This window comes from Comamonas sp. JUb58 (genome assembly GCF_004364775.1).
In the GTDB taxonomy this organism is placed as follows: Bacteria; Pseudomonadota; Gammaproteobacteria; order Burkholderiales; family Burkholderiaceae_C; genus Comamonas.
Window position 1 is genome coordinate 1 of the sequence record NZ_SOAL01000015.1, and the last position, 16722, is coordinate 16722.

At 65.6% G+C, this 16722-nt stretch carries 12 protein-coding genes; 10 read left to right on the forward strand and 2 right to left on the reverse strand.

Annotated elements, in window-relative coordinates:
• Both EDF71_RS16545 and EDF71_RS16550 read right to left on the reverse strand, forming a co-directional pair.
• Positions 1-1492 (reverse strand): RHS repeat protein (locus EDF71_RS16545; RefSeq protein WP_166656565.1); only part of this gene is annotated, 1492 nt, incomplete at its 3' end.
• A gap of 434 nt (positions 1493-1926) precedes the next feature.
• A complete protein-coding gene (locus tag EDF71_RS16550; protein WP_133857664.1) occupies positions 1927-2118 on the reverse strand; it encodes an IS4 family transposase in 192 nt (63 codons plus the stop codon).
• Positions 2119-2615: 497 nt separating this feature from the next.
• Here EDF71_RS16550 and EDF71_RS16555 point away from each other — a divergent pair, with 497 nt between their 5' ends.
• The 10 genes from EDF71_RS16555 (at position 2616) to nirD (ending at position 16721) form a co-directional block, all read left to right on the forward strand.
• Positions 2616-5489: an Hsp70 family protein gene (locus EDF71_RS16555; RefSeq protein ID WP_133857665.1), complete on the forward strand. Its 2874-nt coding sequence runs from the start codon at positions 2616-2618 to the stop codon at positions 5487-5489.
• A 188-nt stretch (positions 5490-5677) separates the two neighbouring features.
• Positions 5678-6688 (forward strand): tripartite tricarboxylate transporter substrate binding protein, encoded by a 1011-nt coding sequence (locus tag EDF71_RS16560; protein WP_133857666.1) that lies wholly within the window; start codon positions 5678-5680, stop codon positions 6686-6688.
• Positions 6681-7787 (forward strand): P1 family peptidase, encoded by a 1107-nt coding sequence (locus tag EDF71_RS16565; RefSeq protein WP_243854338.1) that lies wholly within the window; start codon positions 6681-6683, stop codon positions 7785-7787. The genes EDF71_RS16560 and EDF71_RS16565 overlap by 8 nt, the downstream gene beginning before the upstream one ends.
• A gap of 4 nt (positions 7788-7791) precedes the next feature.
• A complete protein-coding gene (locus tag EDF71_RS16570; protein ID WP_133857667.1) occupies positions 7792-8610 on the forward strand; it encodes a M55 family metallopeptidase in 819 nt (272 codons plus the stop codon).
• Positions 8611-8687: 77 nt separating this feature from the next.
• The gene (locus tag EDF71_RS16575; protein ID WP_133857668.1) at positions 8688-9998 is read left to right on the forward strand and encodes a nitrate regulatory protein; all 1311 of its coding nucleotides are present in this window, start codon (positions 8688-8690) and stop codon (positions 9996-9998) included.
• A gap of 319 nt (positions 9999-10317) precedes the next feature.
• Complete coding sequence (locus EDF71_RS16580; RefSeq protein WP_133857669.1) at positions 10318-11613, forward strand: CmpA/NrtA family ABC transporter substrate-binding protein; 1296 nt, start codon at positions 10318-10320, stop codon at positions 11611-11613.
• Positions 11614-11716: 103 nt separating this feature from the next.
• Positions 11717-12613 carry a nitrate ABC transporter permease gene (ntrB, locus tag EDF71_RS16585; RefSeq protein ID WP_133857777.1) on the forward strand — a complete coding sequence of 299 codons (897 nt, stop codon included), beginning with the start codon at positions 11717-11719 and terminating at the stop codon, positions 12611-12613.
• Positions 12610-13443: an ABC transporter ATP-binding protein gene (locus tag EDF71_RS16590; RefSeq protein ID WP_133857670.1), complete on the forward strand. Its 834-nt coding sequence runs from the start codon at positions 12610-12612 to the stop codon at positions 13441-13443. The genes ntrB and EDF71_RS16590 overlap by 4 nt, the downstream gene beginning before the upstream one ends.
• 294 nt (positions 13444-13737) lie before the next feature.
• Positions 13738-16269, forward strand: coding sequence for a nitrite reductase large subunit NirB (gene nirB, locus EDF71_RS16595; protein ID WP_133857671.1), 2532 nt, complete (start codon positions 13738-13740; stop codon positions 16267-16269).
• 23 nt (positions 16270-16292) lie between these two features.
• The gene (nirD, locus tag EDF71_RS16600; RefSeq protein WP_133857672.1) at positions 16293-16721 is read left to right on the forward strand and encodes a nitrite reductase small subunit NirD; all 429 of its coding nucleotides are present in this window, start codon (positions 16293-16295) and stop codon (positions 16719-16721) included.
• Position 16722 lies beyond the last annotated feature (1 nt).

Consider the following 16722-nt stretch of genomic DNA (forward strand, 5'->3'; position numbering starts at 1 on the left):
CATTGCCAGCGGCATCCACCTCCAGGCTGGTTGTGCGGTTCAATGCATCGGTCTTGCTGGTGGGCGCCCCGCGCAAGTCATACGCCATCTTTCTGGTATGCCCCTCCCCATCCGTTTGGGCTGTGACATTACCCGCACTGTCGTACTGCCAGCTTTGGGTAATGGCATCCGCCTTGGTGGCATCCCCCGCGCCCTTGGTGCTGCTGGTGAGCTGGCTGTATAGATCGTAGGTATAGACGGTGGTGCGCTGCTCGGGCAAGCCTTTGGCTTCTACCCATTCCGTCACATTCCCCTTGCTGTCATAGCGCCAAGTACTCACAACCCCCAGCTGGTTGGTGTAGCTGCTCTGCCGTCCAAACACGGGCTCATACGTGTACTTCTCCACGCTGCCATCAGGATGGGTGATTTGCAGCGGCTGGTAGTTGCTGTCGTAGCTCGTGGTGGTGCTGTAGCCCCGCGCGTTGGTGTACTTCTGTTGGTAAGCGCCATCCCATTGGTTGGAGGCTGCCCTTTTGCCGTTGAAGGTACGACTGAGTTCGTTGCCTTGCAGGTCGTACTGGGTAATGGTGGCGTTGCCCCGGCAATCGGTGTAGGTGACTTCAAACACCCGGCGCTCGCGCAGGTAGTTGTTGGCGCCCGTTGATGCGCAGCCGCTTTGCCCATCAAACTGGCCCACGCGCCCGCCGCCCCAGAGGTTGGCGAGCTTTTGCGTGGTGCCGCTGGTGCCTGTGGGATCGATGGTGACGCCCTTCTTGCCCAGGCTCAGCATGGGCTCGGGCGCGGGAATGCTTTGGATGTACTGGGCGCTGATCTTGAGGCCCAGCGGGTCGGTGCGGCTGGTGATCTGGCCGTTGGCGTCGTACTCGTACTTCCAGGCGTGGCCCATGACGTCGGTAACCTGGGCCAGGCGCTGGCCCGCCCATTGGTAGCTGACGCTGCGCCCTGCCAGGTCTTCTATCTTTGTGATCAGGCCGCCTTGCATGGTGACGGTGTAGATGGTCTTGTCAAAATGGTCCAGGATGCGGGCGCTGGTGGCGCTGTCGTAGGCGAAGCTGACTTTGACGCCGCTGGCGTTGGCGTAGCTTTGGATGACGCCGTCTTGGCTGTAGTTGATGGTGTTGCCAAAGCGGTCGTACCACTGCCAGCCGGTGTGTTGGCCTGCGGCATCTTTGAGCCGTTTGATGTAAACGGGTGCATTGCCTTTGCTCTTGGCCATGTACAGATCGCTTTGGCCGCTGCGCTCGTAGAGCACGCCCACCCGCTCTATCACTTTGGCGTCGCTGCCCAGCGGATCGAGCTCAAAACTGAGCGGCGCCCATGCGGGGTTGAGCCACCAGCGCCCCTGGCTCCAGGAGCGGGCAATGTCCAAGCTGCCGCCCAGCACTTTGACGCTCAGGTCGGTGTTGCTCTCTTGGTACTCGCCATTGATCCAGTTGATGCGTGGCTCGCCGGCTTTGGCGACTGGGGTGAAGCCCAGCTCGGTGTTGGGCACGAAGGCGCCTATGCTGGAGATGCCTTGGGCGGAGGCCCAAAATGCGCTAGACAGCAGGCATGCAAGCAGACTTCCACGAATCAATGGACTAGCTGCCCAGGAAATGGCTGGTCTAGGCCTTGCTTTTCTTAAATTCCGGCGCTTTGCAATAGACATGCACATCCCTCCGATAGTTGTTCTTGATTTAGCAACCCCGAGGCGTTGCCAATGATGAACAGGCGCTACAGCACACGGCCACTACTTTGCAAGCCAACCGACAAAAGCACCTGTCATTAAATTAAAAAACTATCAAATAAAAATAATTGATAGTTTTTAAAACAATGCATTGGATGCAAAAATGCTTACACCATGCTGACGAATGCGCAGAATGCAACACTGATATGGCGGATGAGGTGATGAATGCAGGCATCTAAACCCATTCCCTTAAACACATCTCACAGCTTTCTTGAAGCGCGGATACCGTGCACGAACACTGCGGTATCGCGCAGCCTTAACCAGGGCGTCTCGACCCGGGAATCGCCTTCGCCCTTGCGGTCCAGGAGGCCTCCAAGCTGAGCGATCGAACGCACCTTGGGCATCTGCTTTCGCGCCGGTTTGTTGTTGAGGATGTAGGCAATGCCGACCATTGCTAGGTCTCAAACAACAGGTCGGACAGCAAGTGTGGCAGGGATCGCCCCTGGCGCATTAACCAGTTGATCCGTCGGGCCACACCAGGTACAACGCCAGCGTCCTCTCGATCCGCTCGACCTCGCCCAGCAGCAATGCCTCGATGTGGCACCTTTCCTTGAGGAGCAGGAAGTGCAACTGAATCTCCGTGCGCACCCGGTACCATTCCACCAGCTTTACCACTTGCTCCAGCGTGTGGGTTTCCCGGTTGCTCGGCGGCCGCCATCGCCTGCCGGCGGGTGAAGCTCCTGGGTCACCGCGCAGGTCACTGCCAGCCGGCCTTTACCGTATTGATCTCAGTCTCTCCCTTTGTGACTACTTGCCCCCTCTCATCCCGATCTGCGTCTATCCCGCTTTGCGAGGGATCTGAGGGGTGCCCCAGGTCTTTGCAAGAATTGTTACGATTCGCCTACCCGGCCATCCTTGGCCGGGTTTTTGCCGTCTCGCTTGGCCGTTTATGAATTCCTCGTCTCCCTCCTATGTCATTGGTATCGATCTGGGCACCAGCCACACGGTGGTGGCCTATGCAGCACTGACGGCGGCGGGGGACGAGATTGCACTGCTGAACATTCCCCAACGCAGCAGCGCGGGGGAGGTACAGGCGCAGACCCTGCTGCCCTCGGTGCGCTACCAGGCCGCAGCGGGCGAGCTGGGCGATGCCTGGCAGCAGCCCTGGCCGCCGCAAGGCGCCAGCGACGAAGCACCCGCAGTCATCGGCCGCTGGGCGCGTGATTTGGGCACCGCCGTGCCCAGCCGCTTGGTGGCCAGTGCCAAAAGCTGGCTGTCGCACCCCGGGGTGGACCGCAGCGCGGCCATCCTGCCCTGGGGCGCGGGTGACGAGGTCGCCAAGATATCGCCCCTCGCGGCATCGGCCTCCTACCTGGCCCATGTCAAGGCCGCCTGGGAGCAGGCCCATCCGCAGGCACCGCTGAGCGCGCAGATCGTCGTTCTGACGGTGCCCGCCTCGTTTGACGAGGGCGCCCGCGCGCTGACCCTGGAGGCCGCCCAACTGGCGGGCCTGCCCCAGGTGCATCTGCTCGAAGAGCCCAAGGCCGCCTTCCACGACTGGCTGGTGCTGCAAGGCGAGCAATTGGCTGCGCGGCTGGCCGATAGCCGCCTGGTGCTGGTGGTGGATGTGGGCGGTGGCACCACCGACCTGACCTTGATCCAGGTCGAGCCCGCTGCCGATGGCGGTCTGCCCAGCCTGACGCGCACTGCCGTGGGCGAACATTTGATGCTGGGCGGCGACAACATGGACCTGGCCCTTGCCCACCAGCTGGAGCCCCAGTTTGCACCCGAGGGCCAGCGCCTGCCGGCGGCCCGTTTTGCGCAGCTGGTGCAGCGCTGCCGCATCGCCAAGGAGCAGTTGCTGGCGGCCAATGCGCCCGAGCAGGTAGCGGTGACCATGCTGGGCGGCGGCAGCCGGCTGCTGGCCCAAAGCAAGACCGCCAGCCTGAGCCGTGCCCAGGTGCAGCAATGGGTGGTGGAAGGATTTTTGCCGCTGGCTGAGCGCGGCGCGGTGCCCAGCAAGCGCCAGGGCGCCTTGCGCGGCTTTGGCCTGCCGTACCCGGCCGATGCGGCCATCACCCGGCATCTGGCGCAATTTTTGGCCCAGCATGCGGGCAACGGCGGGGCGCAGGCGCTGCCCGATACCGTCTTGCTCAATGGCGGCGTGTTCCATGCCCATGCGGTGGTGGAGCGGCTGACGCAGCAGCTCAGCGCCTGGCGTGGCGCGCCAGTGCGCGTGCTGCACAACCCGCACCCCGACTGGGCCGTGGCCCGGGGCGCGGCCGCGTATGGCCTGACCCGTTTTGCGCCTGAGCCGGAACCCGCCGCAGCCGTATCCGCCACCTCGGATGCAGCAGCGCCACCTGTGGCCAGCCTGCGCAGCCGTTTGCCGCAGATTGGTGGCGGGTCGGCCCGCAGCTACTGGCTGCTGCTGCCCGGTGCCAAGGGCGCAGCGCCCCAGGGCCTGTGCCTGCTGCCAAGGGGCACGCAGGAAGGGGTGCGCATGGTGTTATCGGGCCGGCGCTTTGCGCTCAAGCTGGGCCAGGCGGTGCGCTTTGACCTGCTGGCCAACAGCTTGCCCAGCCTGCCGGCCCAGGCCGGGCAACTGGCGCCGCTGCAAGGGGAAGGTTGGGTGGAGCTGCCACCGCTGGCCACCGTGTTGCCGGCACCCGAGGGCCAGCACAAGAGCCAGATCGAGGTGCAGCTGCAAGCCAGCATGACCGAAGTTGGCACCCTGGAAGTGCGCTGCATGGCGGTCGATGACCCCAGCCAATCCTGGTTGCTGCCGCTCAGCCTGCGCGGCGCCGTGCAGGCAGCGGATGACAGCGCAGCCACCGAGGACAGCGCCGACGAGGCGCGTGACAGCGTGCGCCGGGAGCAGGCGATTGCGCAGATCGACCGAATTTTTGGCAACCAGGCGCAGGCGGTGGATGCCAAGGAAGTGCGCCAGCTGCGCCAGGTGCTGGAGCGGCTGCTGGGCCCGCGCAACAGCTGGGACCTGGCCCTGCTGCGCGCCATGTTTGATGCGCTGCTGGCGCGTGCCAAGCGCCGCCGCCGCACACCCGAGCATGAGCGCGCCTGGCTGAACCTGGCCGGCTGGTGCCTGCGCCCGGGGCTGGGCGCGCAGTTGGATGCCTGGCGGGTGGAGCAGGTCTGGGCGCTGTACCCGCAAGGCCTGGGCCATGGCAAGGAGCCGGGCAACTGGACCGAATGGTGGGTGTTCTGGCGCCGCGTGGCTGCCGGCCTGAACGAAGCGCAGCAGATGGAGCTGCTCGAAGATGTGGCCGGCCACATGCAAAAGGCGGTGCAGCAAACCGCCCGCAAGCGCGCCGATGGCAGTGGCGGCAAAAGCAGCCATGGCAGCTATGACGACATGCTGCGCCTGTTTGCCGCGATGGAGGCCGTCCCCTGGCAGTACCGCCAGGAGATGGGCCAGTGGATGCTGCAGCGCCTGAAGCGCGGGGGCGAAACCGTGCAGACTTGGTGGGCCATCGGCCGCCTGGCTGCCCGCCAGCCGATGGCCGCCAATGCCCACCTCGTCATGCCACCCAACGCCGCGCAGGAGTTTGTACAGGCCACCCTGGCCCAGGACTGGCGCCGCAACGAGACCGCCATGTTTGCCGCGCTGCAGATGGCCCGCATGACCGGCGACCGCGCCCGCGACCTGCCCGATGCGCTGCGCTCGGAGGTGCTGGACAAGATGCGCAGCAGCGGCGCGCCCGAGCGCTGGATCGCGATGGTGAGCCAGGTGGTGGAGATGGATGCCGAAGATCAGCAACGCAGCCTGGGCGACAGCCTGCCGCCGGGTTTGGCGTTGCTATAAGCGCCTGTTCAAGCGCTGCGCCCCTGGCCTGGAGCAGGCCCTTCGCCCCGTATTTGGGCGCTGGCCTCTGCTGCAATCGCGATGTGTGGGCAGGCCTGGCGCGGCATTCTGCCCCCCGGCCAGTGCAACAATGGCGGCTGCGCCGCGCGGGACTGCCGGCGCTGTGCCTTTTTCCAGGAGATATTGCAATGATGTTTGACACGACCCCCTCTTCAGCTTGCTTGCCGCGCCGTGCCGCGCTGGCTGCGGCACTGGCCACCGTGCTGGCGGGCGGCGTGCTACCCCAGGCCTGGGCACAAGGGAGCAGCGCCAACTGGCCGAGCAAGCCCATCACCTTTGTCGTGCCCCAGGCACCCGGCGGTGCCAATGATGTGATCGCCCGTGCGGTGGCGCAGGGCCTGGGCCAGTCGCTGGGGCAGCCGGTGATCGTGGAGAACCGGGCAGGGGCCAATGGCAATGTGGGCACCAGCCAGGTAGCGCGCAGCGCGGCCGATGGCTACACCTTTTTGGTGACGGCACAGAGCGCCTACACGATCAACCCGGCGCTCTACAGCTCGGTGCCGTTTGACCCGATCAAGGACTTCACGCCGGTGATGCAGCTGGCCGTGGCGCCCTACCTGCTGGTGGTGAACCCGAACTTTCCGGCCAAGAACCTGGATGAGCTGGTGGCCTATGCCAAGCAGCACCCGGGCAAGGTCGAGTACGCATCGGCCGGCAATGGCACCCTGAACCATCTGCTGGGAGAGATGCTGAAAAAGCAAAAGGGTGTGGACCTGCTGCATGTGCCTTACAAGGGCGCCTCGGCCGCTGCGACCGATGTGGTGGCCGGCCAGCTGCCGATGACCTTTGGCAGCTTTCCTGGCGTGATGCCCTTTGTGACCAGCGGCAAGCTGCGGGTGCTGGGCGTGGCCTCGGACAAGCCAACCCAGCTGGCGCCCGAAATCGTGCCGCTGGGCAAGGGCCTGGCTGTTACCAGCTGGTATGGCCTGTTTGCGCCGGCCGGCACCCCCGATACCGTCGTCGTACGCCTGCATGCCGCCATCACCAAGGTGCTGGCCACGCCAGTGATGGCCGAGCGCCTGAAGACCTTGGGCGCCGAATCGGTGGTGTCGACCCCGCAAAGCTTCAAGGCCAGCCTGCCAGCTGAGCTGGCTTACTGGAAGCAAGTGGTGCAAGACTCGGGAGCGCACATTGACTGATGCCCAAGACGCCGCACTGCTGGCCGCCTGCAGGCAATTGCCCGTCGTCGGCCTGCTGCCAGCGGGCCCGCGCAATGCCATCACCGATGTGGCCGGCCTGCGCCTGGGGCATTGCACGGTGGCCGATGGCGATCTGCAGACCGGGGTCACGGTGCTGATCCCGCCGCAGGACAACCCCTTTATGCACAAGCTGCCCGCTGGCCTGGCGGTGATCAATGGCTTTGGCAAGAGCGCCGGCCTGGTGCAGCTGGCCGAGCTGGGCCAGATTGAAACCCCGATTGCGCTGACCAATACCTTTGGCGTCTCGGCTGTCGTGCAGGCGCAGATTGCGCAGTGCATTGCCGCCAACCCCGAATGCGGCCGCAGCCTGCCCACCGTGAATGCGCTGGTGCTGGAATGCAATGACGGCTACCTGAGCGATATCCAGCGCATGGCCATCGGCCCGGCGCACTACCAGGCGGCGCTGGACAGCGCCTCGACCGACGTGGTGCAGGGCGCGGTGGGCGCGGGCCGGGGCATGTCGTGCTTCCAGCTCAAGGGCGGCATCGGCAGCGCATCGCGCCAGGTGGTGGTGGGTGAGCAGCGCTATACCGTCGGCGCGCTGGTGCTGGCCAATATGGGCAAGCTGGCCGATCTGCGCTGGGGCGGCCAGGCGCCGGGCGCAGCGCTGGAGCGGCAGCTGCAGCTGCAGCTGCAGGCCAAGCTGGCTGCTGGCGAACAAGCTGGAACCGCTGTGGGCGACGGTGTGGACAAGGGCAGCATCATCATGCTGCTGGCCACCGATGCGCCGCTGGACAGCCGCCAGCTCAGCCGTGTGGCGCGGCGTGCCGCGGCTGGCTTGGCCAACACCGGCTCCTGCTACGGCCATGGCAGCGGCGATATTGCGCTGGCGTTCTCGACCGCCTATACCCTGCCGGCCGATGCGGCCACGCCCATGCCGGCGCTGGCGATGCTGCATGAGGCGCAGCTGGACCCGCTGTTCCGCGCGGCGGCCGATGCGGTGGAGCAATCCATTTTGAATGCGCTGTGGCATGCCCAGAGCGTGCAAGGGCGCGACGGCCACCAGCGCTGGGGGCTGCAAGATCTCTGCAAGGACTGAAGCGATGAAAGTACTGATTTCTGTCGATATCGAAGGCGTGGCCGGTGTCTACCACCCCGAGCAGGTGCGCGCGGGCAACCCCGAGTACGAGCGCGCGCGCCGCCTGATGGCCCAGGAGGCCAATGCCGCTGTCGAAGGCGCTTTTGCCGCTGGCGCGCTGGAGGTCTATGTCAACGACTCGCATGGCGGCTTTCGCAATATGCCGCCCGATCTGCTCGATGCGCGTGCCCAGGTCATCCAGGGCAAGCCGCGCTACCTGAGCATGGTGGCGGGCGTGGAGCTGGGGGTGGATGCGGTCTGCATGGTCGGCTACCACTCGCGCGCGCAGGGCCGGGGCATTCTGGCCCACACCATCAACAGCTTTGCGTTTGCCAGCATCCACATCAATGGGAAGGAGGCCAGCGAGGCCAGCATTTACGGCGCCTTGGCAGGCGCCTATGGCGCGCCGGTGGTGATGCTGGCCGGCGACGATGTGCTGCGCGAGGAGAACCAGGCGATCTTCCCGCATGCGGTGTTTGTGCAGACCAAGCGCGCCACCGGCCAGGGCAGTGGCATCAGCCTCTCGCCCGAGCAGGCGCAAAAAGCCATCCGCGCCGGGGTGGAGCAGGGCCTGGCCGGGCGTGCCCAGTGCCAGCCGCTGCCAACCGCCAGCCCGGTGCAGGTGCAGATTGCCGCCACCTCGCCCGGCATGGCCGATCTGTTCTGCCAGTGGCCGACCCTGGAGCGGGTCGATGGCCGCACGGTGCGCTTCAGCGCGCCGGACATTGAATCGGCCGTGCGCATGACCAACTGCCTGTCGGCCATGTCCAGCATGCTGCGCTGAGCGGCCTGCGGCCATGCCCCGGTGGGCATGGCATGAAACCTGCTGGGTAGAGCGCTCAACATCGTTGGTGCGCGTTTATGAAGTCTTCCCTGCATTTTCTGGTCGCTGCCCGCCAGCATGAGATGGCTGCGCTGGAACAGCTGGGCAAGGCCTGCTCGCTGGTGGTGGCCATGTCCTCGCTGGTGCATGCGCTGCAAAAGGAGCGCGGGCTGTCGAACATGGTGCTGGCCAGTGGCGGCGCGCAGGGCGCCGAGCTGCTGGCGCCCCAGCGGCTGCTGGCGGATGCACAGATCGCCAATGTGCGCGATGAGCTCGATCGCCTGGGCCCACACCCCTCGGGCGGCAGCGGCGCGCGGCTGTGCAATGCGATTGCCTATACCTTGCAAGGCGTGGCGGCCCTGCCTGCGCTGCGCGCCCAGGTGCAGGCCGGCGGGCTGACACCGGCTGTCTGTACCGATGCCTTTGCGCGCCTGATTGCCGGCTGCCTGGCCGTGGTGTTTGAGGCGGCCGACAGCGCCAACGAGCCCGAGATTTCGCGCATGCTGGTGGCCTTGTTCCACCTGATGCAGGGCAAGGAGCTGGCCGGGCAGGAGCGCGCCTGCGGCACCAGCGCCTTTGCCTCGGGCCAGCTGCAGCCCGGCGCCCGGGCGCAGTGGCTGCACCTGATCGAATTGCAGGAGCGCTGCTTTGAGGTGTTTGCCAGCCTGGCCAGCGCCCGCGTGCTGCTGCTGTGGCAGGCCCATGTGGCCGGCGATACCGACATGGCGGCGGTGGAGCGCATGCGCCGCGTGGCCCACACCGCCACCGGCGCCAGCCTGAACCGCAGCTGGAGCGCCGACTGGTTTGCCGCCTGCAGCCACCGGCTCGATGCCTTGCATGGCGTGGAGACCCTGGTGGCGCAGGAGCTGCAGGTGCTGTGCCTGCACAAGCTGCAGGCGCAGGAGCAAGCGCTGGCGGCCTTGCAGGTGCTGCCGCCGGGTGCTGACGGAGGCACAGGGCGAGCAGGGGCCGCAGAGGGCGGCATGGCCTTTTTTGAGGCCTCGGCACCGCCCGATGCCTGGTCGCCGGATGCCGTGGGCGCACCGGCGCTGGGGCGCGATATCTTGTCCTTGGTGCAACAGCAAGCGCAGCGGCTGCAGACCATGCAGAGCCAGATCCACGAAGCCCGCACTGCCCTGCATGAGCGCAAGACCCTGGAGCGCGCCAAGGGCCTGCCGATGGCCCAGCACCAGCTCAGCGAGAGCGATGCCTACCAGCTGCTGCGCCAGACGGCGATGAACCAGAACAAGCGCATGCAGGAGGTGGCCGAGGCGGTGCTGGCGATGGCGGCCTTGGTGCCCACCGTGCCTGGAGCGCCTGCCACGCCTGCCGCCCCCGAGCGGCGCTGATCCGGGCCGCTACCAACAATCCTGCGCACCAAAGCATGGCAGCCACCGTGCAACCCACTGCTGCAATGCACCATTGCAGGGACGGTGGAGGGCATTCCTTGCTGGCAGCGGTCTGCACGCCAGAGAGAGGCACCGCATTTTTTAAATTGGCATGGAATATGCATTGATCTCTTCAACCAGGCCAAAGGCGGCCTGTTTCCGGTAATCGCGAGTTATTTCGGGACAACGGCGTCCCTTTCCTGATGGTGCAAGCCATCAGCGGAAGGACGCCGTTTTTTGTTTTTGGAACATGCAACGCTTTCGATGGAGTCCGACCAGAATGACGACACGCCCCACCACTGATACCGCCCCGGCGGCCGAGGCCTCGCCCGCTCCGTCGGCCCAAGCCGGCCGCCGCCAGTTTCTGCGCCATGGCGCCCAGGCCGCAGCCGCCACCTTTGTCTACAGCGCGCTGGGCCACCAGGGTGTTTGGGCCGCTGGCTCGGATGCGCCCGAGAAAAAAGAGGTCAACATCGGCTTTATCCCGCTGACCGACTGCGCCAGCGTGGTGATGGCCTCGATGCTGGGCCTGGACCAGAAGTACGGCGTCAAGATCACGCCGACCAAGGAAGCCAGCTGGGCCGGTGTGCGCGACAAGCTGACCAATGGCGACCTGGACATGGCCCATGTGCTCTATGGTCTGGTCTATGGCGTGCAGCTGGGCGTGGGCAGCCCGCAAAAGGACATGGCGGTGCTGATGACGCTCAACCGCAATGGCCAGGCGATTACCTTGTCCAAAAAACTGGCGGACAAGGGCGCGGTGGATGCCGCCTCGCTCGCCAAGCTGATGGCCACGGACAATCGCGAATACACCTTTGCGCAGACCTTCCCTACGGGCACCCATGCGATGTGGCTGTACTACTGGCTGGCCAGCGCAGGCATCCACCCACTCAAGGATGCCAAGGTGATCACCGTGCCGCCGCCGCAGATGGTGGCCAATATGCGCGTGGGCAATATGGATGGCTTTTGCGTGGGCGAGCCCTGGGGCCACCGCGCGATCATGGATGGCATCGGCATCACGGCCGTGACCACCCAGGACATCTGGCGCGACCACCCGGAAAAGGTGCTGGGCTGCACGCAGGACTTTGTCAGCCGCCACCCCAACACCGCACGCGCCGTGACCATGGCCATCCTGGAGGCGGGCCGCTGGATCGATGCCAGCCTGCAGAACAAGCAGAAGATGGCTGAGACCATTGCCGGCAAGGCCTATGTGAATACCAGCGTGGACGCGATCAACCAGCGCATTCTGGGCCGCTACCAGAATGGCCTGGGCAAGACCTGGGACGACCCCAACCACATGAAGTTCTTTGCCGATGGCGATGCGACCTACCCCTACCTGTCCGATGGCATGTGGTTCCTCACCCAGCACAAGCGCTGGGGTTTGCTGAAGAACCACCCCGACTATTTGGCCGTCGCGAAAAAGATCAACCAGACCGCGCTGTACAAGGAAGCGGCCACGCAGCTGAAGATGGCCGTGCCCAAGTCGGACATGCGCAGTAGCGCGCTGATCGATGGCAAGGTCTGGGATGGCTCGGACCCCGCCAAGTACGCCGACAGCTTTGCTATCAAAGCCTGATAAGGAGCACCCCATGCCAGCTGCACTGCGAGAGAGTCTGTCGCCCTTGCCGCCATCGGGCCCGGCCCCGGCCGAGCGCAAGGTCTTGTCCATCCATGAGCACATGGCGCGCAGCCTGCCCACCGCTGGGCTGGCTGCGGCGGCCGAACCCTCAGCGTCATCAGCGCCATCCGCGCCGGCTGCTGCGGCGCCGCGCGATCTGGCTGCCGCCTGGCAGCAGCGCTTTGGCAGCTTGGTGCAAAGCCTGCTGCCACCGGTGCTGGGCTTTGGCCTACTGCTGGTGCTGTGGTCCATCATCGCCCAGGGCAACCCCGGCATTCCCGGCCCGCAGGAGACCTGGCTGCAGGCGCAGGAGATCTTTCGCGATCCCTTCTACCGCAACGGCCCCAATGACCAGGGCGTGGGCTGGAATGTGCTGGCCTCGCTGCAGCGGGTGAGCATCGGCTTTGGCCTGGCGGCGCTGGTCGGCATTCCGCTCGGCTTTGTCATTGGTCGCTTCGAGTTTCTCTCGCGCATGTTCAACCCGGTGATCAGCCTGCTGCGCCCGGTATCGCCGCTGGCCTGGCTGCCCATTGGCCTGCTGGTGTTCAAGGGTGCGAACCCGGCGGCGATCTGGACCATCTTTATCTGCTCGATCTGGCCGATGGTGATCAACACCGCGGTCGGCGTGCAGCGCGTGCCGCAGGACTATATGAATGTGGCGCGGGTGCTGAACCTGAGTGAGTGGAAGATCGCCACCACCATTCTCTTCCCCGCCGTGCTGCCCTATATGCTGACGGGCGTGCGCCTGGCCGTGGGCACCGCCTGGCTGGTGATCGTCGCTGCCGAGATGCTGACCGGTGGCGTGGGCATTGGCTTCTGGGTCTGGGACGAGTGGAACAACCTCAATGTCAAGAACATCATCATTGCGATCTTTGTCATCGGCCTGGTCGGCCTGCTGCTGGAATGGGCGCTGATCCGCCTGGCCTCGGCATTCACTTTTGAGGAGATCAAGGCATGACGCCCAATACGCTCAACATTCCCGCCACGCCCCAGGGCAAGTACATCGAGATCCAGCAGGTGGCGCAAAGCTTCAAGACCGCCAAGGGCCTGTTCCAGGCGCTGCAGGGCATCAACCTGGAGATTGCCCAGGGCGAGTTTGTCAGCCTGATCGGCCACTCGGGCTGCGGCAAATCCACCTTGCTGAACCTGATTGCCGGCCTGACCAGCCCCAGCGAAGGCACCTTGCTCTGCGCCAACCGCGAGATCAAGGGCCCCGGGCCGCAGCGCGCCGTGGTGTTCCAGAACCATTCGCTGCTGCCCTGGCTGACCTGCTGGGCCAATGTGCACCTGGCAGTCGAGCGGGTGTTTGGCGGGCGTGAGCGCAAGGCCCAGCTCGCCGCCCGCACCGATGCCGCGCTGGCGCTGGTGGGCCTGACCCACGCGGCGCAAAAGCGACCCGGCGAGATATCGGGCGGCATGAAGCAGCGCGTGGGCATTGCCCGGGCCTTGTCGATGGAGCCCCAGGTGCTGCTGATGGACGAGCCCTTTGGCGCGCTGGATGCCCTGACCCGCGCCAAGCTGCAGGATGAGCTGCTGGAGATCGTTGCGCGCACGCGCAGCACCGTGGTGATGGTGACCCATGATGTCGATGAGGCGGTGCTGCTGTCCGACAAGATCGTGATGATGACCAATGGGCCCGCGGCGACGATTGGCGAGGTGCTGACGGTGCCCCTGGCCCGCCCGCGCAACCGGGTGGCGCTGGCCGAGGATGCGCAGTACCAAGCCTGCCGCAAGGCGGTGATCGACTTTCTCTACACCCGCCAGGTGCATGTGGAGAAGGTGGCCTGAGCGCTGCCATTGATGCCGCCCCAGGCGCTCCGCACGGAGCGCCTTTTTTATGCACGCAAATGAGGCAGCGCGGCACGCGAGCAGCACAAAAAATGTGCACAGGCAATGCGCGGCTGCCGGCGCGCGTCGACAGCCAACTTGGTATGGAACTTGCATAGTTCTTGGCGTGGCCATGGCGGCCACCGGGTGGTGGTGCAAAGTGGCGCTGCCGTCCAAAGACAAAGACGTCTAAGCGCGCATGCCTGGCATGCGGCGCCTAGACGTCTTTTTTTTGTGCTGCCCACGGGAAATGCTATGAAAAAAATCAAGTTGGTCATGGTTGGCAACGGTATGGCGGGTGTGCGTGCGCTCGAAGAGCTTCTGGCCCTGGCCCCGGATTTGTACGAGATAACGGTATTTGGCGCGGAGCCGCACCCCAACTACAACCGCATCCTGCTGTCGCCGGTGCTGGCGGGCGAGCAGACCTTGGAGGACATCGTTCTCAACGACTGGAGCTGGTACGAGACGCATGGCGTGCGCCTGCATGCCGGCTGCACGGTGCATGCGGTGGACCGCGCCCGCCGCGTGGTGCATGCCCGCAATGCCCAGGGCGAGGCCGTGACGGCCGACTACGACCGGCTCATTCTGGCGACGGGCTCCAACCCCTTCATGCTGCCGATTGCCGGCAAGGAGCTGCAAGGCGTGCTGGCCTACCGCGACATTGCCGATACCCAGGCGATGATCGATGCGGCCAGCAGCTGGCGCCATGCGGTGGTGATTGGCGGCGGCCTGCTGGGGCTGGAGGCGGCCAATGGCCTGATGAAGCGCGGCATGCAGGTGTCGGTGGTGCATGCGGGCGAGTGGCTGATGGAGCGCCAGCTGGACGACCAGGCCGGGCAGCTGCTGAAGAAGTCGCTGATCGAGCGGGGCATGCAGTTTTTCATGCAGGCGCAGACGCAGGAACTGCTGGGCAATGCCGAAGGCCGCGTGCGCGCGCTGCGCTTTGCCGATGGCCGCGAGATCGAGGCTGACCTGGTGGTGATGGCCGTCGGCATCCGCCCCAACACGGCGCTGGCCGAGGCCATGCACCTGCATGTGAACCGGGGCATTGTCGTCAGCGACACTATGCAGACCATCACCGACCCGCGCATCTATGCGGTGGGCGAGTGCGCGGCGCACCGGGGCATTGCCTACGGCCTGGTGGCACCGCTGTTTGAGCAGGGCAAGGTGCTGGCCAACCACCTGGCCGAGCTGGGCATTGGCCGTTACCAGGGCTCGCTCACCTCGACCAAGCTCAAGGTCACCGGCATCGATCTGTTCTCGGCCGGGGATTTCCAGGGCGGGGAGGGCACCGAGCAGATCGTGCTGAGCGACCCCTACTCGGGCGTGTACAAAAAGCTGGTGATCAAGGAAGACCGGCTGGTGGGCGCCTGCCTGTACGGCGATACGGTCGATGGCAGCTGGTACTTCAAGCTGCTGCGTGAAGGCCGCAGCGTGGCCGATATCCGCGACAAGCTGATGTTTGGCGAATCCAACCTCGGCGATGCCGGCCACCAGGGCCAGAACAAGGCCGCCGCGCTGGCCGATGCCGATGAGGTCTGCGGCTGCAATGGCGTGAGCAAGGGCGCCATCTGCAAGGCCATCAAGGACAAGGGCCTGTTCACCCTGGACGAGGTGCGCAAGCACACCAAGGCCAGTGCCAGCTGCGGCTCCTGCACCGGCCTGGTCGAGCAGATCATCATGTTCACCGTCGGTGGGGACTATTCAGCCTCGCCCAAGACCAAGCCGATGTGCGGCTGCAGCGAGCATGGCCACCAGGCGGTGCGCGATACCATTCGCGAGCACCGGCTGCTGACGACGGACAGCGTCTTCCGCTTCATGGAATGGAAGACGCCCAATGGCTGCGCCAGCTGCCGCCCGGCCATCAACTACTACCTGATCAGCACCTGGCCCAAGGAGGCGCGCGACGACCCGCAAAGCCGCTTCATCAACGAGCGCAGCCATGCCAACATCCAAAAGGATGGCACCTACAGCGTGATCCCGCGCATGTGGGGCGGTGAGACCACGGCCGCCGAACTGCGCCGCATTGCCGATGTGGTGGACAAGTACCAGATCCCCACCGTGAAGGTGACCGGCGGCCAGCGCATTGACCTGCTGGGCGTGAAAAAGGAAGACCTGCAAGGCGTGTGGAACGACATAGGCATGCCCTGCGGCCACGCCTATGCCAAGGCGCTGCGCACCGTCAAGACCTGTGTGGGCAGCGAGTGGTGCCGCATGGGCACGCAGGACAGCACGCAGATGGGCAAGGACCTGGAGCGCGCGATGTGGCGCATGTATGCGCCGCACAAGGTGAAGTTTGCCGTCAGCGGCTGCCCGCGCAACTGCGCTGAATCAGGCATCAAGGACGTGGGCATCATCGGCGTGGACTCGGGCTGGGAGATGTACATCGCCGGCAATGGCGGCATCAAGACCGAGGTGGCGCACTTTCTCACCAAGCTCAAGACCGCCGAGGAGGTGCTGGAGTACACCGGTGCCTTTATGCAGCTCTACCGGTTGGAGGGCTGGTACCTGGAGCGCACGGTGCACTACGTGAACCGGGTGGGGCTGGACTATGTCAAGCGCCGCATTCTGGACGATGCCGCCGGCCGCCAGGCGCTCTGGAACCAGCTGCAGCAGGCGCTGGAGGGCGAGCCCGACCCCTGGTTCGAGATCGACAAGGCGAGCGTGGACCTGCGCCAGTTCGAGCCGCTGCCGGTGCTGCCCGCACTGCAGGCTGGGCCTGTGCTGGCGGCCCTTTCCGCCCCTGCACCCGTACCCGTACCCGCCACCACCACCGCCGGCGCATGATGCCGCGCCGCCAGGAGACCGACATGAATGAATGGATCACCATCTGCGCCATCGATGAGATTCCGGTGCTGGGCGCCCGCCGCGTGGCCCGCGCCCAGGGGCTGGATGTCGCAGTGTTCCGCACCGCCAGCGGCGAGGTATTTGCGCTGCTGGACCGCTGCCCGCACAAGGGCGGGCCTTTGTCGCAAGGCCTGGTGTTTGGCAGCAGCGTGGCCTGCCCCTTGCACAACTGGACGATTGCGCTGGCCACCGGCCAGGCCGCTGCTCCGGACGAGGGCTGCACCCCGCGCTTTGCGGTGCGGCTGGAGGGCAGTGCGGTGCAGCTGCGCGCCGATGAGCTGGCCCAGCATGCGCTGGAGCAGACCCGGCCACTGGCCGGGCCGGTAGGCCTGGGGCGCTGTGGCTCTGCGGCCGCCAGCTGCAGCCCGTCGCAGCCCGCTGTGGCCGCCTGAT